Below are 26,193 nucleotides of genomic sequence, written 5' to 3' on the forward strand. Positions count from 1 at the left end.
CGCATGACCTACGTTGCAGCAGACACCCGGTATGACTCCATGCCCTACCGCCGCGTGGGACGCAGCGGGCTGAAGCTCCCCGCCATTTCGCTGGGCCTGTGGCACAACTTCGGCGACGATTTGCCCTTCGAAACCCAGCGGGCCATCCTGCGCCGGGCCTTCGACCTCGGCGTCAACCACTTCGACCTCGCCAACAATTACGGACCGCCGGCCGGTTCCGCCGAGACCAACTTCGGCCGCCACCTCAAGGACGACTTCGCCCCTTACCGGGACGAGCTCATCATTTCCACCAAGGCCGGCTACAACATGTGGCCGGGCCCGTTCGGGGAATGGGGTTCGCGCAAATACCTGCTCGCCAGCCTGGACCAGTCGCTGAACCGCATGGGCCTGGACTACGTGGACGTCTTCTACAGCCACCGCCCCGACCCGGAAACGCCGCTGGAAGAGACCATGGGCGCCCTGGACCAGGCCGTCCGCTCCGGGAAGGCCCTGTACGCCGGCATCTCCTCCTACACCCCGGAGCAGACCCTCGAGGCCGCCCGGATCCTGAAGGAACTCGGCACCCCGCTGCTGATCCACCAGCCGAGCTACTCCATGCTGAACCGCTGGACCGAAGACGGCAGCCCCAACCTGTACGAGGCGCTGGAACAGGTGGGGGCCGGCTCGATCGCGTTCTCGCCGCTGGCGCAGGGCATGCTGACCGACCGCTACCTGAACGGGATCCCGGCCGATTCACGCGCCGCCCAGAAGAAGTCCCTCGCCGGGGACAGCATCACCGAGGACAAGCTGGACCGGGTGCGGGGGCTGCACCGGATCGCCGGGGGCCGCGGGCAGACCCTCGCGCAGATGGCCATCGCCTGGATCCTGCGCGAGCAGCCCAAGGGCTCCTCCGTGACCTCCGCCCTGGTCGGCGCGTCCAGCGTCCGGCAGCTCGAGGACACCCTGTCCGCGATCAACAACCTCGGTTTCAGCGCCGGGGAGCTGACGGCGATCGACGAGTTCGCCGTCGAGTCCGGCATCAACCTCTGGGCACAGAAGTAACCTTCGCCGCCCGCTCGTCATACGGGCGGTGCGGCGGCCGGGAACAACACAGGTCCCCGGGCCGTTGACTAGAATGCAAAGGGCGCCGTACGGCGCCGTGCCCGCTGCCGCCGTCGTGCATCAGAGTACTTCCGCGCCGGGCACATGAAGTTGTCCTCAAAGGAGTTCCGTGTCTTCACATCCGATTCGTGTTGCAATCGTCGGCGTAGGTAACTGTGCCACCTCGCTGGTCCAGGGCGTCGAGTACTACCGGGAGGCCGACCCCAAGGCCACGATTCCGGGCCTGATGCATGTGGAGTTCGGCAAGTACCACGTCAACGACGTCGAGTTCGTTGTCGCGTTCGACGTGGACGGCAAGAAGGTGGGCCTGGATCTGGCCGACGCCATCCTGGCCAGCGAAAACAACACCATCAAGATCGCCGACGTCCCGCCGACCGGTGTCACCGTCCAGCGCGGCCCGACCCTCGACGGGCTCGGCAAGTACTACCTCGAGACCATCGAGCAGTCCACGGAGGAGCCGGTCGACGTCGTCCAGGCCCTCAAGGACGCCAAGGCCGACGTGATGGTCTGCTACCTGCCGGTCGGGTCGCAGGAAGCCGCGGAGTTCTACGCCCAGTGCGCCATCGACGCCGGCGTTGGCTTCGTCAACGCCCTCCCGGTCTTCATCGCCGGCACCAAGGCCTGGGCGGACAAGTTCACCGCCGCCGGCGTCCCGATCGTGGGCGATGACATCAAGAGCCAGATCGGTGCCACCATCACGCACCGCGTCATGGCCAAGCTGTTCCAGGACCGCGGTGTCACCCTGGACCGCACGTACCAGCTGAACGTCGGCGGCAACATGGACTTCAAGAACATGCTGGAGCGCGACCGCCTCGAGTCCAAGAAAATCTCCAAGACGCAGGCCGTCACCTCCAACGTGGAAGCCGCCATCGCGCCGCGCGACGTCCACATCGGCCCCTCGGACTACGTCCAGTGGCTCGATGACCGCAAGTGGGCGTTCGTCCGCCTCGAGGGCCGCAACTTCGGCGACGCGCCGGTGTCGCTCGAATACAAGCTGGAGGTCTGGGACTCGCCCAACTCCGCCGGCGTGATCATCGACGCCATCCGTGCCGCCAAGATCGGCCTGGACCGCGGCATCGGCGGCCCGCTGCTGTCCGCCTCCAGCTACTTCATGAAGTCGCCGCCGGAGCAGTACAACGACGACGTCGCCCGTGACAAGGTCGAGGCCTTCATCCGCGGGGACCTGGAGCGCTAAACCTGCTCATCCCCCCTGTTGCCCTATCACTTACGGTGCCCATGCCCCCGGTTTGACCGCCACAAGTGATAGGGCAACGGGCGTTTAACGGGGGCGCAGGGCGGCCCGGACCCGTTGAACCGCACCGCGGAAGTCAGCGGCCAGATCGTCGGAGTTGAACTTGAAATAGCGCCAGCCGGCCGCATTGAACGATTCGTCGCGGCGGTTGTCGCGGGACTGTTGTTCGCGTGTGCGGTGGTGTTCGCCGTCGTACTGGATAGCGACCCGTTGCCTCCGGTAGCCCAGGTCCGCAGCGGGGGAGTAGGGGTCGCCCGGCACAATCCGGAGCTGCAGTTCGGGCTCCGGCAGCCCGGCCGAGGTCAACGCCAGGCGCAGGAATGTTTCCGGGGCGGAGTCGGAGCCGGGCCGGATAAGCTCCAGAGCCTGGCGCGCTTTCACGATTCCCTTGAGTTTCGGGTGCCGCCTGAGCATTGCCGCGAGCTGGGGAAGGGTCGCCCACGGCTCCGTGCGGCCCTCCAGCTCCGGGCGGGGCTGCCGCACCAATTGGTCGCTGACCGCGACGAGATCCTTCAGCGGCAGGATGCGGGCGAGGTCCAGCCAGGTCCGGGCCGGCGTTGAAATCCGGATTCCGTCCCAGACCATGAGCTCGTCGTCGAACGCAAGAACGGTATGCCCGACCACACCCGCACGCCGGACCGGCGGCAGAACCTTGGGCTTGCTGAGATGCAGTTCCCGGCAACCGCGGCACCACGACGGAAGCCACAGGCCCAGCAGCATGGCGGCCGTGAGGTGCGAAATCCACGCGCCCGGAGTTGCGGCCGACAGGGCACGGGCCAGGCCCCGGAGTTCAAACTCCCAGCCGGTGGGCAGATAGAGCAACCGGCCGGCCGTCGCGAGATCGGCAGCGCGGAGCCGGGAGCTGCCCAGGGTCGCTGCCCGCGCCTCGTAGACGGTGAACGGGGCCGAGGCGAGGTGGGCCGGCAGGGCTGCTGGTGGTCGCATGCCGACCATTATTATCCGAACCCCGCATCCCCGCTCCGGTTATCCACAGGCCCCGTTGCGCTATCACTTTTGGTCGCCATTTGCCGGAAATGGCAGCCAAAAGTGATAGCGCAACGGGGGTTAGAAGAGGCCGACGGGGTTGCCGTCGGCGTTGACGTCCATACGCATCGCGGCGGGGACCTTGGGGAGCCCGGGCATGGTCATGACCGCGCCGGTGAGGGCCACGATGAAGCCGGCGCCGGTTTTGGGAATGAGGTCGCGGACGTGCGCGGTGAAGCCCTTCGGCGCGCCGAGTTTGGTTGCGTCGTCGCTGAAGGAATACTGGGTCTTCGCCATGCAGACCGGGAAGCCGGACCAGCCGTTCTTCTCGATCTCCGCGAGCCGCTTGAGCGCCGGGACGGAGAAATCCACGCCGTCGGCGCCGTAGATCTCCTGCACGATCGTCCGGATCTTGTCCTCCACCGACATCTCCAGCGGGTACAGGTGCCGGAAGGTGTGTGGCGCGTTGATGGCCGCGGCGACCTTGGCCGCGAGTTCATCGCCCCCGTCGCCGCCGCCCCCGCGGCCCCAGACATCGGCCACGGCCGCCTGGACGCCCTCCGCGGCGCACCATTCCAGCAGCCAGTCCAGCTCCTCAAGGGTGTCCGTGGCGAACTTGTTGATCGCCACGACCGGTGCGATGCCGAACTTCTCCACGTTGTGCACATGGCGCTGAAGATTGACGACGCCGGCAGCCAGGGCGTCCAGGTTGGGCTCCTTGAGCTGGTCCTTGGGGACGCCGCCGTGCATCTTCAGGGCCCGGACGGTCGCCACAATGACGACGGCGGACGGAGCGACGTCGGCGACGCGGGACTTGATGTCCATGTACTTTTCCGCACCCAGGTCGGCGCCGAAGCCGGCTTCGGTGACGACGATGTCCGCCAGGCTGCGCGCGGTCTGGGTGGCGATCAGGGAATTGCAGCCGTGGGCGATGTTGGCGAACGGTCCGCCGTGGACCAGGGCCGGGGTGCCGGCGATGGTCTGGACCAGGTTCGGTTTCAGCGCGTCCTTGAGCAGCATGGTCAGGGCGCCCTGGACGCCCAGCTGCGCCACCGTGACCGGCTGACGGTCGTAGGTGTAGCCGAAGGTGATCCGGCCCAGCCGTTCCCGCAGGTCCGGGAGGTCCGTGGCGAGGCAGAACACCGCCATGATCTCGGAGGCCACCGTGATGTCGAAGCCGTCCTGCCGCGGGATGCCCTGCGTCGGCCCGCCGAGGCCGATCACGACCTCGCGCAGCGACCGGTCGTTCATGTCCAGCACCCGTTTGAAGGTCATCCGGCGCGGGTCGATGTTGAGCTCGTTGCCCTGGTAGATGTGGTTGTCCACGAGGGCCATCAGGGCGTTGTTCGCCGAGGTGACGGCGTGGAAATCGCCGGTGAAGTGCAGGTTGATCTCGTCCATGGGCAGCACCTGGGAGTAACCGCCGCCTGTGGCGCCGCCCTTCATGCCCAGGATCGGCCCGAGCGAGGGTTCCCGCAGTGCGATCATCACCTTGTGGCCGGCGCGGGCGAGGGAATCCGCCAGCCCCACCGTTGTGGTGGACTTGCCTTCACCGGCGGGGGTGGGGGACATCGCGGAAACCAGCACCACCTTGCCGGGGGCGCGGGAGGCACCGCCGGCCGGTGAACCGGCGAGCCTGGCAGGGTCGATCTTGGCCTTGTAGCGGCCGTGGAAGTCCAGCGCCTCGGCGTTGATCCCGGCCGCCGCGGCAATCTCCTCGATCGGCCGCATCGTGGCCCGCTGCGCGATCTCCAGATCACTCAACGCGGCGGTGCCCGTGGACGCAGCCGCGGATGCGCCTGGCTCGGGCGCGCCCGCGGCTGCTGTGGCGGCTGATCCGGGAATCGTGGTTTCAGACATCGTTGTCCTTCGGCTCGTGGCGTCGGTGGGTGTGCCGGCCAGGGGGTTCCGGCCGATGTTACCGGCCTATGGTTCCGGGTGCGGGCGTGTGGCCCACCGGAATGGTCAGGTTTCCAAAGTACTGGCTAAAAGCGGTGTGGTAGCTCTCCAGCGTGATGGCGGCGGTGCGGTGCCAGCCGAATTCCTGCGCGTGCAGGGAGGCTGCGCGGCCCATGTCTTCTCGGGTCGCGGGGTCGTCGTACAGGGCTTCCAGGGCGTCGGCCCAGTCGGCGGCCTTGTGGCCCTCCACGAGCATCCCGGTCCGGCCGTCAAAGACGGCGCGGGACAGGCCGCCGACCTTGGTGGCGACCACCGGCGTTCCGCAGGCCTGGGCCTCCAGTGCCACAAGACCGAACGATTCGCTGTAGGACGGCATCACCACGACGTCGGCGGAACGGTACCAGTCGGCCAGTTTCGGTGCGCTGACCGGCGGATGGTGGGTGACGACGTCGTCCATTCCGGCAGTGCTGATCAGCGACTTCAGGTCGAAATCCTTGGCCCCGCTGACCGCGCCGACAATGGTCAGCTGAAGGTCGATGTCCGGACGCCGGTCCCGCAGCAGGGCGGCGGCCTTGACCAGGATCTGCGGCCCCTTGAGGCGCTGGATCCGGCCCGCGAACAGCAGGTGGAAGCGGCCCCGCGGCACCCCGTGGGCGGCCCGGGCCCGGCTGCGGAACGCGGGCGTGAAGACGTCCAGGTCCACGCCCGGCGGGGCCACATCGATGTGGTCGTTGTCCGCGTGGTAGTGCGAGACCAGTTCCGCCGCTTCGGTGCCCGTGTTGGCGATGAGCCGGGTGGCGCCGTCGACAATCCGCAGCTCGCCGTCCTCGCGCCGGCGCGGCTCGGGCTGCTCGCCGGAGACCAGCAGCAGGTTCTTCACCTTGGCCATGGTGTGCATGGTGTGCACCAGCGGCAGTCCCCACAGGCTGGCAAGTTCCAGCCCGGCCACCCCGGACACCCAGTAGTGCGAATGGATCACGTCGTAGCGGCCGTGCGGCTGGAGCTGCCGGATGCGGTCAATTTCGGCGACCATGCTGTGCAGCAGTTCGGGAAGTTCTTCCTTGGGCAGCTTCCGGGCCGGGCCGGCCATGACGTTGTGCACGCAGACCCCGGGGGAGGGGTGCTCGACGGCGGCCTGGCCCTCGGAGGTGGACCGGGTGAAGATCTCCACCTCGACGCCGGTTTCGGCGAGGGCCGCGGCAAGCGCACGGATGTACACATTCATGCCCCCGGCGTCGCCGGACCCGGGCTGCTCCATCGGCGAGGTGTGCAGGGAGAGGAACGCGACGCGGCGGATCAGCGACATTCTTTCCCTTCCTCCCTGGACCTGTTCCGTGGAACTGTTCCCTGGAACTGTTCTCTGGCCCGGTCCTGGCGGACAGCCCTTGGTGGGCACGCCCTGGTTAATACGTCCGGAACTGTATTTCGATAAGACACTACTCCTGAAAATCCCGCCGGTTCATAGGCAGCCGGGCGGCGCCGGTCACAGAGCCGGGCGCGCTGCTAACGTAACGGCTGTGAGCACAAGCGAAGACACCCACTCCACCGCCCCGGGCTGGGACATCCGCCCCGCCACCGGCGCGGACTGGCCGGCGATCTGGGCGATCCTCGAACCCGTGATCAGGGCCGGGGAGACCTTCACCTGGGACCGGGACACCACCGAGCACCAAGGCCGGGAACGGTGGTTCAGGCAGTCCCCCGGGCAGACCTTCGTCGCGGTGGGCCGGGGGGAGCCCGGCGGCGTTATCCTGGGCAGCGGCGAGCTGCACGCGAACCAGGGCGGCGGCGGAAGCCATGTCGCGAATGCCGGGTACGTGGTCCACCCGGCGCACGGGGGCAAGGGGGTGGCGCGCGGGCTGTGCGCCTACTCGCTCGGCGCGGCCCGGGTGGCCGGATTCCGCGCCATGCAGTTCAACGCCGTCGTGGAAAGCAACGTCCGGGCCGTTGCCGCCTGGCAGTCCCTGGGCTTCGAGGTGCTGGCCACCATCCCGGAAGCGTTCCTGCACCCGCGCCTCGGCTACGTGGGCCTGCACCTGATGTACCGCAGGCTGTAGCGCGGGGACTCAGGGTTCCCCGCGCCAGAGCTCCTGCAGTTCCGGGAACTCGGCGTCGTAGCCGGCCAGCAGTTCGTCCGCGAGGCCCCAGGAGCCGACCAGCGGGTGCCCGGCGAAGGCCGCCAGCGCCGCTTCCCGGCGGCCCGGCCCCGTCGACCCCGGGTCCCGGCTGGTGGCTGCCACAACGAGCCGTTCGACGTCCTTGACCTGTCGGAGCAGCGCCAGCTGGGCCGGCGCCGGGCGCTCCTGCGGCAGCGGCACCACGCCGTCGGTCGTCACCCGGCAGGGAACCTCGACGACGGCGTCCGCGGGCAGCCCGGGAACCGCCGGCGCCGGGGCGCCCCCGCCGGTGTTGCCCGTGGTGTTGGGGGTGTTCAGGATCAGCTCCGTTGCGCCGCCGCCGGAGAGTGCGCGCATCACGGCCAGGGCGACGCGTTCGTAGCCGCCGCCGGCCAGGTCCGTCTCATCCCGGCGCTCGCCGGCGGGCCGGGCCTCGGCGAGATAGCCCTCCTCGCGGGAACGGCGGGCGGCGTCCCACAGCCGGAAGGCGCCCCGGCCGGCCGCCGTCAGCCGCGGATAGAGCTCGGACTGCTGCCGGTCGATGGACTCGCCGCGGGTCGTGGGGGCGGACCGGATGCCGGCCAGGGCGCGTTCGGTCTCGTAGTAGTAGTAGAGGTATTCGTTCGGCAGGCACCCCAGCCCGGCCAGGAAGGGTTGCGCAAACAGGCGTCCCTCCTCAAAACCGGCCAAGGCGTCCGCGTCGGCCAGCAGCCCGGGCAGTGCGTCCCGGCCGCCGGAGGCCAGCCGGTACAGCCAGCCGAGATGGTTCAGGCCGTAGTAGCCCACGCCGTCGAGCGTGCCCTCCGGCAGCGCGATGCCGGCGGCGTTCGCCGCCCGGTGCACCAGGCCGCTGGCCGAATCGCAGATGCCGACCACTTTGCGGCCGAGCACCGGGACCAGAGCTTCGGTGACCATGCCGGCCGGGTTCGTGAAGTTCAGCAGCCACGCGTCAGGGCAGTGCAGCCGCATCTGGGCAGCGAGCTCCAGCATGCGGGGGATGGACCGCAGCGCGTAGGAGATGCCGCCGGCACCCGTGGTCTCCTGGCCCAAAAGGCCGAGGTCCAGGGCCACCCGCTCGTCGGCGGTGCGGCCGGCTGTCCCGCCGGGACGGATCGCGGCGAACACCAGGTCCGTGCCGTGCAGTGCCTCGGCCAGGGAGGTCGTGGCGCGGACCGCGGGAAAGGTGGCGGCCGCGCCGGGCGGATGCTGCCCCGCGAAGGAGGCCAGGACGGCGTTGATGGCGGCGAGCCGGCCGGGATCGACGTCGTACAGCACCAGTTCCCGGACCAGCCCGGCGAAGGGGCCCGTGCAGAGCGCCCGGTAGACCAGCGGTACCCGGAATCCGCCGCCTCCGGCAATCATCAGCCGCATGCCGACAGTCTATGCACAGCGGCAGCTTCCGGGCCCGCAGACTCCTTTCCAGCGCCACCCGGACGGCGTACTGTGCATACATGGACGCGATACCGACGCGGCGTTTCGATCCGCTTTCCTCCGTCCGGACCCCGGCTGCGGAGGGCTTCGATCTGCTGCTGACCGGGACCGTCTTCCAGGACATCATCTTCACCGGACTCCCGCACGCGCCCGTCGCCGGAACCGAGATCTGGAGCGACGGGATGGGCAGCTGCCCCGGAGGCGTGGCCAACCAGGCCATCGCCGCGGCACGACTGGGACTGCGGACCGGCCTCGCGGCGGCGTTCGGTGATGACGGCTACGGCGACTCCAACTGGAAGATTCTGGCCGGTCAGGAACACGTTGACCTGTCGCTGTCCCGGAAGATCTCAGGCTGGCACTCCCCGGTCACAGTGTCCCTGAGCGTGGAGCACGACCGGTCGATGGTGACGCATGGCCATCCGGCGCCGGTGAGCTCCAGCGAACTGGTCGGCTCCCGCCCCCCGCCGGCGCTGGCCGCCGTCGCGGAGCTTGGCGAGGAGCTGGAGCCGTGGGCGCTCGACGCGTACAAGGCAGGGGTCAAGCTGTTCGGCGACGTCGGCTGGGATCCGACGGGTGCGTGGTCCCCGGCGCGGCTGCACAACCTGCAGTACTTCCACGCCTTTATGCCGAACCAGCACGAGGCGATGGCCTTCACCGGCCATGACAGCCCGTGGGCGGCCCTCTATGCGCTGGCGGACAAGGTGCCGGTCGCCGTCGTGACCCTGGGGCCCCAGGGTGCCATGGCTGTGGACTCCGAAACGGGCGAGGAGGAGTGGGTTCCGTCGCTGCCGGTGTCCGCCTTCGATCCGACCGGCGCGGGGGACTGCTTCGACGCAGCCTTCGTCGTCGGCTGCCTGGCGGGGTGGCCGCTGGGCGACCGGCTGCGGTTCGCCAATCTCTGCGCCGCCCTGGCCGTGCAGGAGGTCGGCGGCTCGCTGGCCGCACCCGGCTGGGGGGACATCGCCGACTGGTGGCAGCGGGCCAACGCCCGGAAGGAACGCCAGAGCAGCCAGTGGCTCCGGCGGTACCGCTTCCTCGAGGACATCGTCCGTGACGTGCCTCAGGAAGCGCAAAGGCGGGCGACGGCGACCATCGCGCACCTTTCGGACGCGTAGGCGCGGCTCCCTCCCGCTGGACATGCCCTCCTTCTGGGCCCGGGAGTGGACATGATGGCATTGTGCCCAGTGGCGGGCGCGAACACTGGGCATGTCCCTCGGGGTGCTCGGACGAGCGCGGATCTGGATCTGGGCCTGGACCAGGTGGCCGCTGGACATGTCCCCCTTCTGGGCCCGGGAGTGGACATGATGGCATTGTGTCCAGTGGCGGGCGCGAAGACTGGGCATGTCCCCCGGGGTGCGCGGGCGCGCGCGGATCTGGATCTGGGCCTGGAGCAGGTGGCCGCTGGATATGTCCCCCTTCTGGGCCCGGGGATGGACATGATGCCATTGTGCCCAGTGGCGGGCGCGAAGACTGGGCATGTCCCCCGGGGTGCGCGGGCGCGCGCGGATCTGGATCTGGGCCTGGAGCAGGTGGCCGCTGGATATGTCCCCCTCCTGGGCCCGGGGATGGACATGATGCCATTGTGCCCAGTGGCGGGCGCAAAGACTGGGCATGTCCCCCGGAGGGGGGGCTGCCACGAGGCCCGAATTAAGCCCCATGCTCAGCCACCCCTAGAATCGTTAAGTGACTTACCCAGCAGCAACAGGTGACTTCCAGCCCGTCCCGCAGGCTCCGCCGGCCTATGCCGAGGAGCGCTCGGCAATAATCGACCTCGAAGCCATCCGGCATAACGTCCGCCGCCTGGTGGCCGTGGCATCACCGGCCCAGGTGATGGCGGTGGTCAAGGCCGACGCCTACGGACACGGCGCCGTCCCCGTCGCCCGCGCCGCGCTCGGCGCCGGAGCCAGCTGGCTGGGAACGGCCCACATTTCCGAGGCCCTGGCACTGCGCGCCGCCGGCATCGAGGTACCCCTGCTGGCCTGGCTGCACACCCCGGAGAGCAACTTCGCCGCCGCGGTGGCCGCCGGTATCGACATCGGGTGCTCGGGCTGGGAACTGGAACGCATTGTTGCAGCCGCCCGCGAGCAGGAACGGCCGGCCCGCGTGCACCTCAAAGTGGACACCGGGCTGGGCCGCAACGGGGCGACCCTGGATGCCTGGGACAGCCTCGTGGGCGAAGCCATGGACTTCCAGGACCAGGGCCTGCTGCGGGTGGTGGGCATTTTCTCCCACCTGGCCGTCGCCGACGAACCCGAGCGCCCGGAAACCGACGAACAGCTGGCAGCCTTCCGCGAAGCCCTCGCCATCGCCCTGGACGCCGGCGTGGATCCCGAGGTGCGCCACCTCGCCAACACCCCGGCCACCCTGTCCCGGCCCGACACCCACTTTGACCTGGTCCGCGTAGGGCTGGGCCTCTACGGACTGTCGCCGTTCGAGGGGCAGAGATCGGAAGAGCTGGGCCTGCGCCCCGCCATGACAGTCCGCACCGTCGTTTCGCACTGCAAGGATGTGCCGGCCGGCCAGGGCGTCTCCTACGGACTGAACTACCGCACCAGCGGCACCAGCACGCTGGGGCTGATCCCGCTCGGCTACGCCGACGGCGTCCCCCGCATCGCCACCGGAGGACCGGTCCGCGTCGAGGGCGTGAACTATCCCGTGGTGGGACGCATCGCGATGGACCAGATGGTGATCGACCTGGGCCCGCTCAACGTTTCCGCCGGCGGCCGAAGCGTCCTCGGCGCCGAAGCCGTGCTGTTTGGCAACGGCGACGACGGCGGCCCCACCGCCGAGGACTGGGCCCGGGCAGCGGGCACCAACAACTACGAGATCGTGACGCGGATCAGTCCCCGGGTGCCGCGCCGCTACGTCAACGAAGAGCCGGCCAGCGGCGAGCCGCGGCCATGACCGCGGCGGCCTGGGAACGGACCCTGAGGGTCGGGACCGCGGACGAAACGCACGCCCTCGCGGCCGTCCTCGGCGCCCAGCTCCAAGCAGGTGACCTGCTGGTCCTCACCGGGGAACTGGGAGCGGGAAAAACCACCTTCACCCAGGGCCTCGGGGAGGGCCTGGGGGTCCGGGCCGGCATCATCTCACCGACGTTCGTGCTGGTCCGGATCCACCCCAGCCTGCCCGACGGTGCGCGGCCGGGCGGCCCGGACCTGGTGCATGTGGATGCGTACCGGCTGGGGTCGGCCTCCGAAATCGACGATATCGATTTGGAAAACACGATGGACAGCGCCGTGACCGTGGTGGAATGGGGCCGCGGCCGGGTGGAGCACCTGAGCGAGAGCCGGCTTGAGGTGGATCTGGTCCGCCGCCTCGGCGGCGCCCAGGCGCCCGCACCTGCCCACTCCCCGGAAACCGCCCACGGCCCGGAAACCGCCCACGGCCCGGAAACCACCGGAGACGCTGCGGTGCTGGATTTCGACACCGACGACGACGAGCCCCGCACGATCGTGATGCGTGGCTTCGGTCCCCGCTGGGTGGACCCGCCCGTCCTCCCGGCGCCCGCTGAGCCCGCGCCTACCGCTCCCGCACCCCAGCCCCGTACCCCGGAAGGGACCTGATGCTGATCCTTGCCATCGACACCTCGGCGGTGGCCAGCGCCGCGCTCGTCTCCGACGACACCCCGGAATCCCTCGTGGGAAACTTCGCCACCGAAGACACCCGGAGCCACGCCGAAGTGCTGGCGCCGGGAATCGAGGCGCTCCTCGCCGAGGCCGGCCTGAGCGGCGCCGACATCGACGCGGTTGTCACCGGGGTGGGGCCGGGCCCGTTCACCGGCCTGCGCTCGGGAATCGTCACGGCCCGCACCCTCTCGTTCGTCTGGGGCAAACCGCTCTACGGACTGATGAGCCTGGACGCCATCGCCCTGGAGGTGGCGGAGTCCACGGATGCGGCGCCGGAGTTCATCGTCGCCACGGATGCCCGGCGCAAAGAGGTCTACTGGGCCCGGTATGCCCTCAGCCGCGGCCAGCTGCCGCAGCTGCTGGACGGCCCCCACGTCGGTTTCGCCGCCGACCTTCCCGATCTTCCGGTCTACGGCGCCGGCGCCGGCCTCTATGCCGACGTCGTCAAGGCTGTCCCGGAATTCCGCGACCGCCAGCCGGAGGCCCTCTCGCTGGGCCAGTTCGCCCTCGCACGGCTCGCCGCGGGGGAGCGGCTGCTGGACTCCACCCCGCTGTACCTGCGCGAGTCCGACGCCCAGGTCCCCGGCCCGCGGAAGAGGGCGCTGTGAACGCCGGGTCAGGAGGACAGAGCGCAGGACAAAATTCAGGACACGGCGCAGGGCCGGGAACGGGGGCCGTACCGGCGGGGCTGCCCGGCGGGGTGATCCTCCGGGACATGACCGCGGCGGACATCCCGGCCGTGCATGAGCTGGAGCGCGCGCTGTTCCCGGTGGACGCCTGGCCGCTGCAGATGTTCGCCGCCGAGCTGGCGCAGGCCGAAACCCGGCGCTACCTCGTGGCCGAGCGTGCCGGGAAGATCGTGGGCTACGCCGGTCTGATGTGCATCCAGCCGATCGCGGACGTCCAGACCATCGCCGTCGTGCCGGAGCAGGAAGGCCAGGGCATCGGTTCGGCGCTGCTGACCGAACTCATCCGGGAAAGCCGGCTGCGACGTGCCGAGGACGTGCTGCTGGAGGTCCGGGCCGACAACCCCCGCGCCCAGCAGCTCTACCGCCGCTACGGATTCGAACAGATCCACGTCCGGCCCCGCTACTACCGCGACGGCGTCGACGCGCTGATCATGCGGCTCCGGCTCGGCACCCCCGACTCCGACACCACGCCCAGGGAAGCAGACCGCCCATGAACACCACCCAGCCCGGCCAGCCGCTGGTCCTTGGCATCGAGTCCTCCTGCGACGAGACCGGCGTCGGGATTGTCCGCGGGACACAACTGCTGACCAACACCGTGTCCTCCTCCATGGAGGAACACGTCCGGTTCGGCGGCGTGATTCCCGAGATCGCCTCCCGCGCACACCTGGACGCCTTCGTCCCCACCCTCCGCGAGGCGCTGGCCGAGGCCGGGGTGACCCTGGCGGACATCGACGCTATCGCCGTCACGTCCGGTCCCGGGCTGGCGGGCGCCCTGATGGTCGGGGTCTGCGCGGCCAAGGCGCTCGCCGTCGCGACAGGCAAACCGCTCTACGCCATCAACCACCTCGTCGCGCACGTGGGTGTCGGGCTGCTCCAGACGGACGACGGCGGCCGGCACCCCTTCGCCGGCGCCCCGGGGGCCAACGCCCTGCCGGAAAACCTGGGGGCCCTGCTGGTCTCCGGCGGGCACACCGAGATGCTGCGGATCCGGGACATCGCCGGGGACGTCGAGCTGCTGGGGTCCACCATCGACGACGCCGCCGGCGAGGCGTACGACAAGGTCGCGCGGCTCCTGGGCCTGGGTTATCCGGGCGGCCCGGCCATCGACAGGCTGGCACGCACGGGCAACGCCAAGGCGATCCGCTTCCCGCGAGGCCTCAGCCAGCCCAAATACATGGGGACCGCGGAGGAACCCGGCCCGCACCGCTACGACTGGTCCTTCAGCGGACTCAAGACCGCCGTCGCACGCTGTGTGGAGCAATTCGAGGCCCGCGGCGAGACCGTGCCGGTGGCGGACATCGCCGCAGCCTTCCAGGAGGCCGTCGTGGACATCATCACCTCCAAAGCGGTGCTGGCCTGCCGGGAGAACGGCATCACCGAGCTGCTGCTGGGCGGCGGCGTGGCGGCGAATTCACGGCTGCGCCAGCTCACGGAACAGCGCTGCAGCGCCGCCGGCATCCGGCTGACCGTCCCGCCGCTGGCCCTGTGCACGGACAACGGCGCCATGGTCGCGGCCCTCGGCGCCCAGCTGGTGATGGCAGGGATCGCGCCGAGCGGCATCGGCTTCGCCCCGGATTCCTCGCTGCCGGTCACCACCGTCTCGGCCTGACGCGGTCCCGGGGCGGGGCGGGCCTAGGCTTCGGGGCCCTTGCGCATCTGCTGGACCAGATCCAGGACGACGGCGCGCAGGTCGCCGCCGTGCTCGGCGGCCACGCGCCGCTGCCGCTGGTACCCGGCGCCGCGCTCGATGATCTTCAGGACGTCGGCCAGTTCCGTGACGCAGCCGAGCTTCACCGCGACAGGTTCCAGCCGGGCGACCGTCTCGCGGATGTGATCCGTGACGAGCTGTTCGCTGCCCGCGGCGTCGAGGATGATGATGGCGTCCAGTCCGTAGCGGGCTGCACGCCATTTGTTCTCCTGCACATGCCAGGGCGGCATGGTGGGGATGGTGCCGCCGTTGTCCAGCGTCGTGGAGAACTCTTCGACAAGGCACTGGGTCAGGGCGGCGATGGCGCCGACCTCCTCCAGCGTGGCCAGGCCGTCGCAGATGCGCATCTCGATGGTGCCGAAATGCGGGACGGGCCTGATGTCCCAGCGGATTTCGGAGAGTGAGTCGATCACGCCGGTGGTGAACATGTCCTGGGCATAAGACTCGAAATCGTCCCAGCTGCTGAACTGGAAGGGCAAACCGGCGGTGGGCAGCTGCTGGAACATCAGTGCGCGCTGCGAGGCGTATCCGGTGTCCTCGCCGCCCCAGAACGGGCTGGAGGCGGAGAGCGCCTGGAACTGCGGGAAATAGTTCACCAGGCCGTCCAGGACGGGGAGCACCTTGTCCCGGCTGTCCAGGCCCACATGCACGTGGACGCCGTAGATCACCATCTGGCGGCCCCACCACTGCGTGCGGTCGATGAGTTTGGCGTAGCGCTCCTTGTCCGTCACCGGCTGCAGCTGCGGCGGACTGAACGGGTGGCTGCCGGCACAGAAGATCTCGACGCCCATCGGATCGGTGACATCACGGACGGCGGCGAGGGAACTGCTCAGCTCCGCTTTCGCTTCCGCCACGGTGTTGCAGATCCCGGTGACCAGCTCCACCGTGTTCAACAGGAGTTCCTGCTTGATGTGCGGGTGCTCGTCGTCCTCGTTCATCTCGGGGTGCTGCGCGGCGACCCCACGGAGGACTTCCTTGGCCACGGAGGCCAGTTCCCCGGTTTCCGCGTCCACGAGGGCGAGTTCCCATTCCACACCAAGAGTTGATTGCCTGGATGAAGCGAAATCAATCTTCATGTGGTCCCTTCACTGTTGAGCTGTCCGTTTCCCCACCCCGTCCGGCTTTCGTCTTGGGCGGAATTGCCGGACAGTTGGCGGGGCAACGGTGGCTCAAGTCTAGTGCAGGGGTAGCATCGAGCCGGTGGCCAGATTGCAGAGAAGACGTGAAAGTGTTCACAAAAGAACCCGGGCCGCAGGGGTACTGACAGCAATTCTGGGGCTGGTTCTGGGAACCGCCTCCTGCTCGGAGCCCCCGACGCCGGCACCCACGGCCGACTCCGCCGATTCCGCGGCCCCTGCACCACCAGCAGCGACCGCGCCGGCACAGCCGCCGGCGACACCCTCAGATCCGTCCGCCACGCTGCCCGACGATCCGGATAGCTTCCCCCGCGCCGGGGCCCGGCCGCTCGGCTGGGGGCCGCAGCAGCGGGACGCAACCGCCGCATCGCGGGCCGTTGCCGCGATGACCCCCGAGCAGCGGGCCGGGCAGGTCCTGCTGCCGTTCTACCGCGGACTCGACCATCAGGCCCAGGCCGCTGCCATCGAGCGCCTGCACCTGGCCGGGTCCATCATCATGGGAGACAACGTCCCGGGAACACCGGACGGCAGGGTGGACACCGCGGCGATGCACGGCGTCGCCAGCCGGCTCCAGGCCGCGGCACGGGCCGGCGGCCGGAGCTGGCCCGGCCTGATCGGCGTCGACCAGGAAGGCGGCGTGGTGGCACGGCTGCGGGCGCCGCTGACCGAATGGCCCGCCCCGATGAGCTACGGCGCGGCGGGAAGCGGGCCGCTCGCCGGCGAGGCCGGCCAGGCCATGGCTTCGGAACTCGCGGCGCTGGGCTTCAACACCGACTTCGCCCCGACCACCGACGTCACCATGGGCCCGGCCGACCCAACCGTCGGTGCCCGGTCCATGTCCGGGAACGCCGACGCCGCGTCCGGGTTCGGGGTCGCTTTCTCCCAGGGGATGCTGGCCGCGGGGCTGCTGCCTGCCGTAAAGCACTTCCCCGGCCACGGCTCGGTCAGCGTCGATTCCCATGCCCGGCTGCCGGTCCAGGGCGCAAGCCTGGAGCAGCTCCGGGCCAAGGACCTGAAACCGTTCCAGGCCGCCATCGACGCCGGACTGCCGATGGTCATGACCGGCCACATCGCCGTGCCCGCGCTCGAGCCCGGCGTCCCCGCCTCCCTGTCCAAGGCGGCCTACGCCGAGCTGCGGGGAATGGGATTCCAGGGCGTGGCCGTCACGGATGCGCTCAACATGGGCGCGGTCACGGGACGGTACCCCAACGACTCCGCCGCGCCGCTGGCCCTTGCCGCCGGCGCCGACCTGCTGCTGATGCCCGCCAACGTGGAGGCCGCGCACGCCGCAATCATCGCCGCGGTGCGCAGCGGCGCCCTGCCGCCGGAACGTCTCGCCGAGGCGGCGCAGCGCGTCGTCACCATGATGATCTGGCGGGACCGCACCGGCGCGGGGCCCGGAACAGCGCCCGGCAGCGGCAAAGGCCTGTCGCAGGAAGTCTCCGCGGCGGCCATCACCGTGCTGGCCGGGCCCTGCGAGGGGCCGATCGTGCCGGCCAGTGTCCGGGTGACGGGCGGCTCAGCCCAGGACCGGGCGCGGTTCGCCGCCGCTGCCCGGAACGCCGGCATCAGCATCGGTGCGGGACCGCTGGTCTCGCTGATCGGTGTCCCGGCATCAGCGTCCTCACCGGCTGCGCCGCACCCGGCGGCGGATGTGGCGGTGGCCCTCGACGCGCCGTGGCCGCTGGCGGAGTCCACAGCCCCTGCCAGGATCGCACTCTACGGCCGGAGCCAGGGCGCTTTCGACGCGCTGGCCGCCGTGCTGGCCGGGCATGTCGGGGCGCCCGGAAAGCTGCCGGTCGCCGTCGGGCCCCATCGCCCGGGAACCGGCTGCGCATGAGATCCGTCCGGTGCGGGCCGGCCTGCGTCCCAGAACGCGGCGGTGCGGGCCGGCCTGTCGTTTAATGGAGCGGTGCCCATCCTGAATAAAGACATGACCCTCTGCATCTCGCTCTCGGCCCGGCCGAGCAACAACGGGACGCGCTTCCACAACCACCTGTATGACCAGTTGGGCCTGAACTGGATCTACAAGGCGTTCGCCCCCACGGACCTCGGCCAGGCGATCGCCGGTGTTCGCGGCCTCGGGATCCGCGGCTGCGCCGTGTCGATGCCGTATAAGGAGGACGTTATCGCGCTCGTGGATGTGATGGACCCGTCCGCGAAAGCCATCGACTCGGTCAACACGATCGTCAACGACGGCGGCACGCTCACCGCCTACAACACCGACTACACGGCGATCGAGCAGTTGCTGCAGCGCAACACCGTGCCCTCGACGTACTCGGTGCTGCTGAGGGGCGCCGGCGGCATGGCGAAGGCCACCGCGGCGGCCCTGCGCGACGCCGGGTTCCGGGACGTCACCGTGATCGCGCGCAACGAGGAAGCGGGACGGGCGCTCGCCGGGCTCTACGGATTCGCCTGGCGCGCCGACGTCGATTCCCTGACGGCCGACATGATCATCAACGTCACACCTATCGGTATGGGAGGGGGTATGGCCGGGAGTCCGGCAGCTAGTACGGCAGGGGGCCCCGACGCCGGGGCACTGTCCTTCCCGCAGGAAACAGTGGACGCCGCGACGGTGGTGTTCGACGTCGTCGCGCTGCCGGCCGAGACCCCGCTGATCAAGGCCGCCCGCGCCGCCGGGAAGACCGTGATCACCGGTGCGGAGGTGGCGACCATCCAGGCGCTGGAGCAGTTTGTGCTGTACACCGGGATCCGGCCCAGCGACGAGCAGGTCCGGGCCGCCGAGGACTTCATGCGGGCCCAGTAACCCCCGGGAATCCGGGAAACCCGTACTCCGGGAAACCAGGCGCCCGGCCGTCCGAAACCTAAACCGGCTCCACCGAGATGGCCACCCGCTCCTCCCCGATCCGGGTGAGGACCAGGGTGGCTGTCTTTTTGCCCCTGTTTTTGCCGCTGCCCGTCTTCCCTCCGGGGAGGAGCTGTTTGCGGAGCTCCTCCGGGGTGACCGAGGTGCCGCGCTTCTTGATGTCCAGTACTCCGATGCCCTGGTCCCTGACCCATGTCTTGAGGGCTTTGACGTTGTACGGCATCACGTCCAGGACCCTGTAGGGCCGGGCGAACGGGGTATCCCGCAGCTCCGGGGCGCAGATGTAGGCGATGTGCTCGTCCACGAGGTGCCCGCCCAGCTGGAGCGCGACGTCGGCCACCAGGCCGGCGCGGATGACGGCGCCGTCGGGCTCGTAGAGGTACCCCTCGACAGGCCCCACCGGGGCGACGGGGCCGCCGTCGAAGTGCTCGGCGCTGGTGAGCTCCGCCGCCCCCGCGGGGCCGAGGAGAAGGGCCGCCCGCCGGATTCCCGGACGCCGGACCGCGTTGAACCACAGCGCCACCTCGGTGACGTCCCCGCCCACCGAAACCCACTGGGCCTCGCAGTCCCCGGGCACCGAGTCGTGCGGCATGCCCGGGCCCATCTTCACACCCACGGCCAGGCCGGTGCCGGCAAGGGCCTCAACGAAGGACAGCGGCGGGGAAAAGTCCTCCGGATCCCAGAGCCGCTTCGTCCCCGAGGTGGAAGTGGTCCGGCGGGCCGGGTCCAGCCAGACGCCGTCCATCCCGTCGAGGGCAACCGTCGTCGCATCGGAATGGACCACGGTGGCGTTCCGGAACGGGATGAGGTTCATCGTGGCGCAGGCCGCCGTCGTCTCGTCGCTTTCCACCGCTGTGACCTGGATGTCCAGCGAGGCGAACGCCATGGCATCGCCGCCGAGGCCGCAGCCAAGATCCGCCACGTGCTGCACCCCGGCTTCTGCGAAGCGCTGCGCGTGCCGGGCCGCCACGGTAAGCCGGGTGGACTGCTCCAGGCCCGCCTGGGTGAAGATCATCTGCCGGGCAAACTCGCCAAACTTGGCCTCGGCCTTGGTCCGCAGCCGCGACTGGGTGAGGGCGGCGGAAACGAGTTCGGGGGAGTGGCCGGCCTTCCGGAGGGTGGCATTGAGCCGGAACGCGTCGTCCTCCTTGTAGGGTCCCAGCGACGCCAGCAGCTCCCAGCCTTCGGGGTTCAAAAGCGGGGCGATCTGGTCCTGCGGTGCGTCAGCCATGGGATCAAGCCTAGTTCAGCCGGTGCCTGGTGCTATGCGCCCGCCAGGGCTTCGCCCGCTACGGCCGGCGCTCCTGGTCCGGCGCAGGCCCAGCGTTCGCCGGGAACGAATTTCTGGCACTCGCCTTGACCGAGTGCTAACTACTTACATAGAGTCGTCATTGGCACTCTCCCCGGGAGGGTGCTAACACCTGAAGCTTTACCGCCAGGCTGCTGCCGGCACCGCGACGACGGTCTGTACGCCTTGGCACCACAGCTTTAAAGTCCACGAATTTGCTGACGAAAAGGAGAGGTCATTGTCGGTCTCTATTAAGCCTCTTGAGGATCGTATTGTTGTCCGCCCGCTCGAAGCCGAGCAGACCACGGCTTCCGGCCTGGTTATCCCGGACTCCGCGCAGGAAAAGCCGCAGGAAGGCGAAGTTGTCGCAGTAGGCCCCGGCCGCTTTGACGACAACGGCAACCGCGTTCCGATCGACGTCACCGTTGGCGACGTCGTTATCTACTCCAAGTACGGCGGAACTGAAGTCAAGACCGGCGGCACCGAGTACCTCGTGCTGTCCGCCCGCGACGTTCTGGCGATCGTCGTAAAGTAACTCTCTTGGACCCCGCGCCGCCGATCCTTCTTTGACGGGTCAGTTGCGCGGGGTTCTGTCTTTGAAAGGACAAAACCATGGCAAAGCAGCTTGCGTTTAACGACGCTGCCCGCCGGTCGCTTGAAGCCGGCATCGATAAGCTCGCCAACACTGTCAAGGTGACGCTTGGCCCGCGCGGCCGCAACGTCGTGCTGGACAAGAAGTGGGGCGCCCCCACGATCACCAACGATGGTGTCACTATCGCCCGTGAAGTCGAGCTGGACGACCCGTATGAGAACCTTGGCGCGCAGCTTGCCAAGGAGGTCGCCACCAAGACCAACGATGTTGCCGGTGACGGCACCACCACCGCCACGGTGCTGGCACAGGCCCTCGTCAAGGAAGGCCTCCGCAACGTTGCGGCCGGCGCAGCCCCGGGCCAGATCAAGCGCGGCATCGAGGTCTCGGTTGAGGCCATCGCCGCCCGCCTGCTCGAAAACGCCCGCCCGGTCGAAGGCACCCAGGTCGCCAACGTCGCCTCCATCTCCGCCCAGAGCGATGAGATCGGCGAGCTGCTGGCCGAGGCATTCGACAAGGTCGGCAAGGATGGTGTGATCACCATCGAGGAATCCTCCACCACGCAGACCGAACTGGTCCTCACCGAGGGCATGCAGTTCGACAAGGGCTACCTGTCCCCGTACTTCGTCACCGACGCGGAACGCCAGGAAGCTGTCCTCGAAGACGCCCTGATCCTGATCAACCAGGGCAAGATCTCCTCGGTCCAGGACTTCCTGCCGCTGCTGGAAAAGGCGCTGCAGAGCTCCAAGCCGCTCTTCATCATCGCCGAGGACGTCGACGGCGAGGCACTCTCCACGCTGATCGTCAACCGCATCCGCGGCACGCTGAACGTCGTTGCCGTCAAGGCACCGGGCTTCGGCGACCGCCGCAAGGCCATGCTGCAGGACATCGCCACCCTCACGGGCGCACAGGTTGTCTCGCCGGAACTGGGCCTCAGCCTGGACACGGTCGGCCTTGAGGTGCTGGGCACTGCCCGGCGCATCACCGTCACCAAGGACAACACCACCATCGTTGACGGCGCCGGTTCGGCAGAGGACGTCGCAGCCCGGGTTTCCCAGCTGCGCGCCGAGCTGACCCGCACGGACTCCGACTGGGACAAGGAAAAGCTGCAGGAACGCCTGGCCAAGCTGGCCGGCGGCATCGGCGTGATCAAGGTCGGCGCTGCCACCGAGGTCGAGCTCAAGGAAAAGAAGCACCGCATCGAGGACGCCGTGTCCTCGACCCGCGCTGCCCTGGAAGAGGGCATCGTCGCCGGCGGCGGCGCCGCCCTCATCCACGCCCTCAAGGCGCTCGACGAGGACCCGGCTGTCCAGGCCCTCGAAGGCGACGCGGCAGCTGCTGTCGGCATCGTCCGCCGGGCACTGACCCAGCCGCTGCGCTGGATCGCCCAGAACGCCGGCTTCGACGGCTACGTCGTCGTCGCCAAGGTCGCCGAATCCGCCAACAACCAGGGCTTCAACGCCAAGACCGGCGAATACGAAGACCTGATCGCTGCCGGAGTCATCGACCCCGTGAAGGTGACGCGTGCGGCCCTCCGCAACGCGGCGTCCATCGCGGCACTGGTGCTCACCACGGAAACCCTCGTGGTCGAGAAGCCTGTCGAGGAAGACCAGCACGCAGGACACCAGCACTAGCATCAAGCCATAGCAGTCAAGGCCGGTCCGGCATCAGCCGGGCTGGCCTTTTCTGTGCCTGCGGGCATCCGTGCAGCACGGCCGTAATTGGCGGCAAGCCCCTGCGGCTCCTGAGCCACCAACCAGTCCTACGCCTACTTCGCCATCCGCACCCGGCTTTGGGAATTCGCCCTAGGCTGCTGGCGCTCGCACTGCCGCACCTCAATCCCGGCAAGCGCTGCGCGTTGTCCTCGGGTGGAGAGGCCTCGCCGCGATGCTCTCCCGTGGCCTGCGACGGTGTGGCAGAGCAAGCTCCTGGCAGACGAGGCCGCGGCCGCAGCACAGCCCAGGGAACTGGCCCCCGGAGCGGCCGCCTTGGCGCCCGGGAACGCGGGCAAGCTGACGCCGGACGCGAAGATCATCCCGGCTCCGGTGGCCATGAAGAACGAGTGGGCGGACATCGACGGGCTGTGCACGGACGGGAACGTTCCGGGGGAGGGTGCCGGGGCTGCACCTGATGGACCTGAGCGATTTCATCTGCGCCGGTGGGATCTGCCCGGCCGTCGTCGGGAATGTGTACGTCTACAAGGACGACAACCACCTGACCAAGACCTATGTCCAGAGCATGATCCCCATGTTCGAACAGCGCTTGTTCGCGGCCACGGGCTGGACGTGACGCGGCGGCGCCGGTCCGGCTGGTGCCGTTGCTCACATTACTGTCCCGGAATATGGGGATCGCGGCCAAGGTTCTAGTATTTATTCAACACTTCTGCACAGGGCATGCCCGTAATGACGGGCTGGTCATCTGTTGCAACCCCTACCCGTGAAACCCGTAACCAAGGTAAGAGGCGCACTCATGACCCAGCCCGAACACAACCCCTTCGGCTTCATCGGACTGACGTATGACGACGTCTTGTTGCTGCCCGGCCACACGAATGTCATCCCCTCCGAAGCCGACACGTCCTCCCGGATCTCCAAGCGCATCACGGTCCAGACCCCGCTGCTCTCCGCAGCGATGGACACGGTCACCGAATCGCGGATGGCGATCGCCATGGCCCGCCAGGGCGGCCTCGGCGTCGTGCACCGCAACCTCTCCATCGCCGACCAGGCGGACCAGATTGACCGGGTCAAGCGCAGCGAATCCGGCATGATCACCAACCCGCTGACGATCGGCCCGGAAGCCACGCTGGCCGAGCTGGGCGAAATCTGCGCGCATTACCGGGTTTCCGGTCTGCCCGTCGTGGACGAGGGCATGCGGCTGCTGGGTATCGTCACCAATCGCGACACCCGTTTCGTGCCGGAAGCGGATTTCCCGATCCGCCTGGTCAGCGACGTTATGACCAAGATGCCCCTCGTCACGGGGCACGTCGGCATCAGCCGCGACGAAGCCGCGCACAAGCTGGCGACCCACAAGATTGAAAAGCTCCCGCTCGTTGACGAGCAGGGCCGGCTCAAGGGCCTAATCACCACCAAGGACTTCACGAAGGCCGAGCAGTATCCGCTGGCCACCAAGGACGATGAAGGCCGGCTGCGCGTCGGCGCTGCCATCGGGTTCTTTGGCGACGGCTGGGAGCGGGCCATGGCGCTGGTCGACGCCGGCGTGGACGCCCTCTTCGTTGACACCGCCAACGGACACTCCCAGGGTGTCCTGGACATGATCCGCCGGCTCAAGTCCGATCCGGTGGCCGCGCACGTCGACATCATCGGCGGCCAGGCCGCCACCCGCGAAGGCGCCCAGGCGCTCATCGATGCCGGTGCCGACGGCATCAAGGTCGGCGTGGGTCCCGGCTCCATCTGCACCACCCGCGTGGTCGCCGGCGTCGGCGTCCCGCAGATCACCGCCATCTACGAGTCCGCCAAGGCCGCCATCCCGGCCGGCGTGCCGCTGATCGCCGACGGCGGACTGCAGTACTCGGGCGACATCGGCAAGGCCCTGGTGGCCGGCGCGGACACCGTCATGCTCGGCTCCCTGCTCGCCGGTTGCGACGAGTCCCCGGGTGACCTGATCTTCGTCAACGGCAAGCAGTTCAAGCTCTACCGCGGCATGGGGTCCCTCGGGGCCATGCAGACCCGCGGCAAGAACACCTCGTACTCCAAGGACCGCTACTTCCAGGCCGACGTCTCCGGCGACGACAAGCTCATCCCGGAAGGCATCGAGGGCCGGGTGGCCTACCGCGGCCCGCTGGCCTCGGTGGCCCACCAGCTGGTCGGCGGTCTCCGCCAGACGATGTTCTACACCGGCGCCCCGACCATTCCCGAGCTCAAGGCCCGCGGAAAGTTCGTCCGGATCACCCCGGCCGGGCTCAAGGAATCCCACCCGCACGACATCCAGATGACGGTGGAGGCACCGAACTACGGTTCGCGCTAAGCGCTCTTCCCGCCCTGGCGTCCGGGCAACGGGTTGAAATGACGGGATGGGGAGGTATGCCCATCCCGTCATTATCTTTTTCCCTGTAAGTTCGATGGAGTAATTAGTTTCGGGGGACGGCGGGGGACCAGAGTGGCAGCGCAATTCAGTGGTGCGGACGTGGCCCAGCTCCGGGTGCTGGCCTCCGCGATGTCCCGGGCCGGCAACAAACTCCACTCCCAGTTGACGGGTTTCAACGCCAGCGTCACCGGCACACCGTGGCCCGGCCCCGACGCGGAGCGATTCCGCCACGACTGGAGAAATAGCCACAGCCGGTCCCTGCTGGCTGCCGCGGCCTTTCTGCAACAGGCCGCCAGGGATCTGGTCCGCAACGCCGATGAACAGGAAACTGCCAGCTCAGGAGCCGGCAGCCACGGCGGTGCAGGGAGGCCGGCAGGTGCCGGACAGCCCTCGCCGACGCCCGCTGATGTTGCGGGAAAATCCGACGAGGACGTCCGGGCCTGGTGGTTGGCCCTTACCACGGACCAGCGCGAGGGATTCATTTCCGCGAATCCCGTCCAGGCCGGCAACACCAACGGCATCCCCTTCGCCGACCGGGTCGAAGCGAACAAGGTGAACGCCCAGAACCGCATCGACTGGCTCAGGGAAAACGATCCGGAGCCGATCCTTAACCTGCTGCTGGTGGCCCTGGACACCGGCTATCCGGAACGGTTCGCCGCCGAACAGGAGCAGTGGAAATCCCGCCAGTCGGGGCTAACCTACCTGCAGGAGGTGGTGGACGGGAAAGTCCAGCTCGCGGCCTACGACCCGGCCAAAAATTCCATAGTCGAGATGGTCGGCACCTACGACGAGCAGACAAAAGTGGCCATCACCTACGTGCCCGGAACCAAAACCAACGAGGCCTCGTTCTACGGCGGCGGTCCCCAAGAGGTGCCGAGTTGGCTGGTCAACGCTGATAAGACGGGAGGAACGGTTGCCTTCGTGTACAAAGGGACGGAGTTCCCGGACGGCGGGGAGATTGAGGCGTTCGCGGTGGAAGCGAGGAATGAAACGTTCGTCGCGGAGACCTCACCTGTCCTGAAGGAGTTCCAGGCCGCCGTCGAGCTCGAGAAGCCAGCAGCCGCCCAAACCGTTGGGATGGGACACAGCTGGGGATTCAGGAACGTCGCCGGATCGGAGACCAACGGGGCACGCTACGACCAGGTCATCGCCTTGTCCGGCGCCGCGATGCCGGAAGGCTGGGCGCCCGAGGCCGGCACGCAGTACTCCAGTTACACGTATCCCGACATCCTCCTGACCTTGGAACAGGGCGGGGTCGTGGGCGACAACTACCCCATGAAGGAGCCCGCCTTCGAGACCCACGAATACGTTCCGCCAGGCGACCAGAACTGGCAGCAGGAGTACAGCATTGACAACCACAGCCTCATCGCATCGACGGATGCGTTCAATATGCAGGTCCTGGAAGACATCAGAGACCAGATCCGTGCGCGGTAGCGGCCGGCGGTCCCCCCGGACCGGAGGCTGGTGCGTGCCCCTTGCCATCATCCTGTGTCTCGGCCTGTCGG

At 68.7% G+C, this 26,193-nt stretch carries 22 protein-coding genes; 16 read left to right on the top strand and 6 right to left on the bottom strand.

Features of this window, described 5'->3' with window-relative positions; genetic code table 11:
- The first annotated feature begins 3 nt into the window (after nucleotides 1-3).
- Both mgrA and ACZYX4_RS01045 read left to right on the top strand, forming a co-directional pair.
- The gene (gene mgrA / locus ACZYX4_RS01040) at nucleotides 4-1,041 is read left to right on the top strand and encodes an L-glyceraldehyde 3-phosphate reductase (protein ID WP_463873021.1); all 1,038 of its coding nucleotides are present in this window, start codon (nucleotides 4-6) and stop codon (nucleotides 1,039-1,041) included.
- A 169-nt stretch (nucleotides 1,042-1,210) separates the two neighbouring features.
- Nucleotides 1,211-2,296: an inositol-3-phosphate synthase gene (locus ACZYX4_RS01045; RefSeq protein WP_463873023.1), complete on the top strand. Its 1,086-nt coding sequence runs from the start codon at nucleotides 1,211-1,213 to the stop codon at nucleotides 2,294-2,296.
- 84 nt (nucleotides 2,297-2,380) lie between these two features.
- On the opposite strand, the gene ACZYX4_RS01050 is transcribed toward ACZYX4_RS01045, so the two are convergent.
- From ACZYX4_RS01050 to mshA, 3 genes are all read right to left on the bottom strand, one after another.
- Nucleotides 2,381-3,298: a DUF559 domain-containing protein gene (locus ACZYX4_RS01050; RefSeq protein ID WP_463873024.1), complete on the bottom strand. Its 918-nt coding sequence runs from the start codon at nucleotides 3,296-3,298 to the stop codon at nucleotides 2,381-2,383.
- 120 nt (nucleotides 3,299-3,418) lie between these two features.
- A complete protein-coding gene (locus tag ACZYX4_RS01055) occupies nucleotides 3,419-5,197 on the bottom strand; it encodes a formate--tetrahydrofolate ligase (RefSeq protein ID WP_463873025.1) in 1,779 nt (592 codons plus the stop codon).
- A 58-nt stretch (nucleotides 5,198-5,255) separates the two neighbouring features.
- On the bottom strand, nucleotides 5,256-6,542 hold the full coding sequence (mshA, locus tag ACZYX4_RS01060) for a D-inositol-3-phosphate glycosyltransferase (RefSeq protein WP_463873027.1): 1,287 nt from the start codon (nucleotides 6,540-6,542) through the stop codon (nucleotides 5,256-5,258).
- A gap of 211 nt (nucleotides 6,543-6,753) precedes the next feature.
- On the opposite strand from mshA, the gene ACZYX4_RS01065 reads away from it, so the two are divergent.
- Nucleotides 6,754-7,290 (top strand): N-acetyltransferase family protein, encoded by a 537-nt coding sequence (locus ACZYX4_RS01065; protein ID WP_463873028.1) that lies wholly within the window; start codon nucleotides 6,754-6,756, stop codon nucleotides 7,288-7,290.
- Nucleotides 7,291-7,299: 9 nt separating this feature from the next.
- Here ACZYX4_RS01065 and ACZYX4_RS01070 read toward each other — a convergent pair whose 3' ends face one another.
- Nucleotides 7,300-8,721 (bottom strand): family 4 glycosyl hydrolase, encoded by a 1,422-nt coding sequence (locus ACZYX4_RS01070; protein ID WP_463873029.1) that lies wholly within the window; start codon nucleotides 8,719-8,721, stop codon nucleotides 7,300-7,302.
- Nucleotides 8,722-8,801: 80 nt separating this feature from the next.
- Between ACZYX4_RS01070 and ACZYX4_RS01075 the strand changes: the two genes are divergently transcribed.
- The 6 genes from ACZYX4_RS01075 to tsaD all read left to right on the top strand — a co-directional run bounded on the left by ACZYX4_RS01075 (nucleotide 8,802) and on the right by tsaD (nucleotide 14,708).
- Nucleotides 8,802-9,896, top strand: coding sequence for a carbohydrate kinase family protein (locus tag ACZYX4_RS01075; RefSeq protein WP_463873031.1), 1,095 nt, complete (start codon nucleotides 8,802-8,804; stop codon nucleotides 9,894-9,896).
- 568 nt (nucleotides 9,897-10,464) lie between these two features.
- Nucleotides 10,465-11,685 (top strand): alanine racemase, encoded by a 1,221-nt coding sequence (gene alr / locus ACZYX4_RS01080; RefSeq protein ID WP_463873032.1) that lies wholly within the window; start codon nucleotides 10,465-10,467, stop codon nucleotides 11,683-11,685.
- Entirely contained in the window at nucleotides 11,682-12,347 is a 666-nt protein-coding gene (gene tsaE / locus ACZYX4_RS01085; protein WP_463873033.1) for a tRNA (adenosine(37)-N6)-threonylcarbamoyltransferase complex ATPase subunit type 1 TsaE, read from the top strand. Before alr ends, tsaE begins: the two co-directional genes overlap by 4 nt.
- Nucleotides 12,347-13,018 carry a tRNA (adenosine(37)-N6)-threonylcarbamoyltransferase complex dimerization subunit type 1 TsaB gene (gene tsaB / locus ACZYX4_RS01090; protein ID WP_463873035.1) on the top strand — a complete coding sequence of 224 codons (672 nt, stop codon included), beginning with the start codon at nucleotides 12,347-12,349 and terminating at the stop codon, nucleotides 13,016-13,018. The genes tsaE and tsaB overlap by 1 nt, the downstream gene beginning before the upstream one ends.
- Before the next feature lie 107 nt (nucleotides 13,019-13,125).
- Entirely contained in the window at nucleotides 13,126-13,593 is a 468-nt protein-coding gene (gene rimI / locus ACZYX4_RS01095) for a ribosomal protein S18-alanine N-acetyltransferase (protein WP_463873036.1), read from the top strand.
- Nucleotides 13,590-14,708 (top strand): tRNA (adenosine(37)-N6)-threonylcarbamoyltransferase complex transferase subunit TsaD, encoded by a 1,119-nt coding sequence (gene tsaD / locus ACZYX4_RS01100; protein ID WP_463873038.1) that lies wholly within the window; start codon nucleotides 13,590-13,592, stop codon nucleotides 14,706-14,708. Before rimI ends, tsaD begins: the two co-directional genes overlap by 4 nt.
- 23 nt (nucleotides 14,709-14,731) lie before the next feature.
- On the opposite strand, the gene ACZYX4_RS01105 is transcribed toward tsaD, so the two are convergent.
- A complete protein-coding gene (locus ACZYX4_RS01105) occupies nucleotides 14,732-15,883 on the bottom strand; it encodes a glutamate--cysteine ligase (RefSeq protein WP_463873040.1) in 1,152 nt (383 codons plus the stop codon).
- 445 nt (nucleotides 15,884-16,328) lie between these two features.
- Here ACZYX4_RS01105 and ACZYX4_RS01110 point away from each other — a divergent pair, with 445 nt between their 5' ends.
- Nucleotides 16,329-17,783: a glycoside hydrolase family 3 N-terminal domain-containing protein gene (locus tag ACZYX4_RS01110; protein WP_463873042.1), complete on the top strand. Its 1,455-nt coding sequence runs from the start codon at nucleotides 16,329-16,331 to the stop codon at nucleotides 17,781-17,783.
- Between the two features lie 72 nt (nucleotides 17,784-17,855).
- Complete coding sequence (locus ACZYX4_RS01115; protein WP_463873043.1) at nucleotides 17,856-18,710, top strand: shikimate 5-dehydrogenase; 855 nt, start codon at nucleotides 17,856-17,858, stop codon at nucleotides 18,708-18,710.
- A 58-nt stretch (nucleotides 18,711-18,768) separates the two neighbouring features.
- Here ACZYX4_RS01115 and ACZYX4_RS01120 read toward each other — a convergent pair whose 3' ends face one another.
- Entirely contained in the window at nucleotides 18,769-20,001 is a 1,233-nt protein-coding gene (locus ACZYX4_RS01120; RefSeq protein ID WP_463873044.1) for a THUMP-like domain-containing protein, read from the bottom strand.
- Between the two features lie 295 nt (nucleotides 20,002-20,296).
- On the opposite strand from ACZYX4_RS01120, the gene groES reads away from it, so the two are divergent.
- The 5 genes from groES (at nucleotide 20,297) to ACZYX4_RS01145 (ending at nucleotide 26,122) form a co-directional block, all read left to right on the top strand.
- Complete coding sequence (groES, locus tag ACZYX4_RS01125) at nucleotides 20,297-20,593, top strand: co-chaperone GroES (RefSeq protein WP_024367421.1); 297 nt, start codon at nucleotides 20,297-20,299, stop codon at nucleotides 20,591-20,593.
- A gap of 77 nt (nucleotides 20,594-20,670) precedes the next feature.
- Complete coding sequence (gene groL / locus ACZYX4_RS01130) at nucleotides 20,671-22,281, top strand: chaperonin GroEL (protein ID WP_463873045.1); 1,611 nt, start codon at nucleotides 20,671-20,673, stop codon at nucleotides 22,279-22,281.
- A gap of 496 nt (nucleotides 22,282-22,777) precedes the next feature.
- A complete protein-coding gene (locus tag ACZYX4_RS01135; RefSeq protein WP_463873046.1) occupies nucleotides 22,778-22,936 on the top strand; it encodes an SGNH hydrolase domain-containing protein in 159 nt (52 codons plus the stop codon).
- A 180-nt stretch (nucleotides 22,937-23,116) separates the two neighbouring features.
- A complete protein-coding gene (gene guaB, locus ACZYX4_RS01140; protein WP_463873047.1) occupies nucleotides 23,117-24,628 on the top strand; it encodes an IMP dehydrogenase in 1,512 nt (503 codons plus the stop codon).
- 132 nt (nucleotides 24,629-24,760) lie between these two features.
- Nucleotides 24,761-26,122 carry a hypothetical protein gene (locus ACZYX4_RS01145; RefSeq protein ID WP_463873049.1) on the top strand — a complete coding sequence of 454 codons (1,362 nt, stop codon included), beginning with the start codon at nucleotides 24,761-24,763 and terminating at the stop codon, nucleotides 26,120-26,122.
- Nucleotides 26,123-26,193: the final 71 nt, after the last annotated feature.

It is taken from the genome of Pseudarthrobacter leeuwenhoeki (genome assembly GCF_055412885.1).

Coding starts and splice junctions, on each gene's coding strand:
- mgrA (WP_463873021.1), top strand. CDS start 4: ATGACCTACGTTGCAGCAGACACCCGGTATGACTCCATGCCCTACCGC.
- ACZYX4_RS01050 (WP_463873024.1), bottom strand. CDS start 3,298: ATGCGACCACCAGCAGCCCTGCCGGCCCACCTCGCCTCGGCCCCGTTC.
- ACZYX4_RS01055 (WP_463873025.1), bottom strand. CDS start 5,197: ATGTCTGAAACCACGATTCCCGGATCAGCCGCCACAGCAGCCGCGGGC.
- mshA (WP_463873027.1), bottom strand. CDS start 6,542: ATGTCGCTGATCCGCCGCGTCGCGTTCCTCTCCCTGCACACCTCGCCG.
- ACZYX4_RS01070 (WP_463873029.1), bottom strand. CDS start 8,721: ATGCGGCTGATGATTGCCGGAGGCGGCGGATTCCGGGTACCGCTGGTC.
- ACZYX4_RS01075 (WP_463873031.1), top strand. CDS start 8,802: ATGGACGCGATACCGACGCGGCGTTTCGATCCGCTTTCCTCCGTCCGG.
- tsaE (WP_463873033.1), top strand. CDS start 11,682: ATGACCGCGGCGGCCTGGGAACGGACCCTGAGGGTCGGGACCGCGGAC.
- tsaB (WP_463873035.1), top strand. CDS start 12,347: ATGCTGATCCTTGCCATCGACACCTCGGCGGTGGCCAGCGCCGCGCTC.
- rimI (WP_463873036.1), top strand. CDS start 13,126: ATGACCGCGGCGGACATCCCGGCCGTGCATGAGCTGGAGCGCGCGCTG.
- tsaD (WP_463873038.1), top strand. CDS start 13,590: ATGAACACCACCCAGCCCGGCCAGCCGCTGGTCCTTGGCATCGAGTCC.
- ACZYX4_RS01105 (WP_463873040.1), bottom strand. CDS start 15,883: ATGAAGATTGATTTCGCTTCATCCAGGCAATCAACTCTTGGTGTGGAA.
- ACZYX4_RS01110 (WP_463873042.1), top strand. CDS start 16,329: ATGACCCCCGAGCAGCGGGCCGGGCAGGTCCTGCTGCCGTTCTACCGC.
- ACZYX4_RS01120 (WP_463873044.1), bottom strand. CDS start 20,001: ATGGCTGACGCACCGCAGGACCAGATCGCCCCGCTTTTGAACCCCGAA.
- groL (WP_463873045.1), top strand. CDS start 20,671: ATGGCAAAGCAGCTTGCGTTTAACGACGCTGCCCGCCGGTCGCTTGAA.
- ACZYX4_RS01135 (WP_463873046.1), top strand. CDS start 22,778: ATGGACCTGAGCGATTTCATCTGCGCCGGTGGGATCTGCCCGGCCGTC.
- guaB (WP_463873047.1), top strand. CDS start 23,117: ATGACCCAGCCCGAACACAACCCCTTCGGCTTCATCGGACTGACGTAT.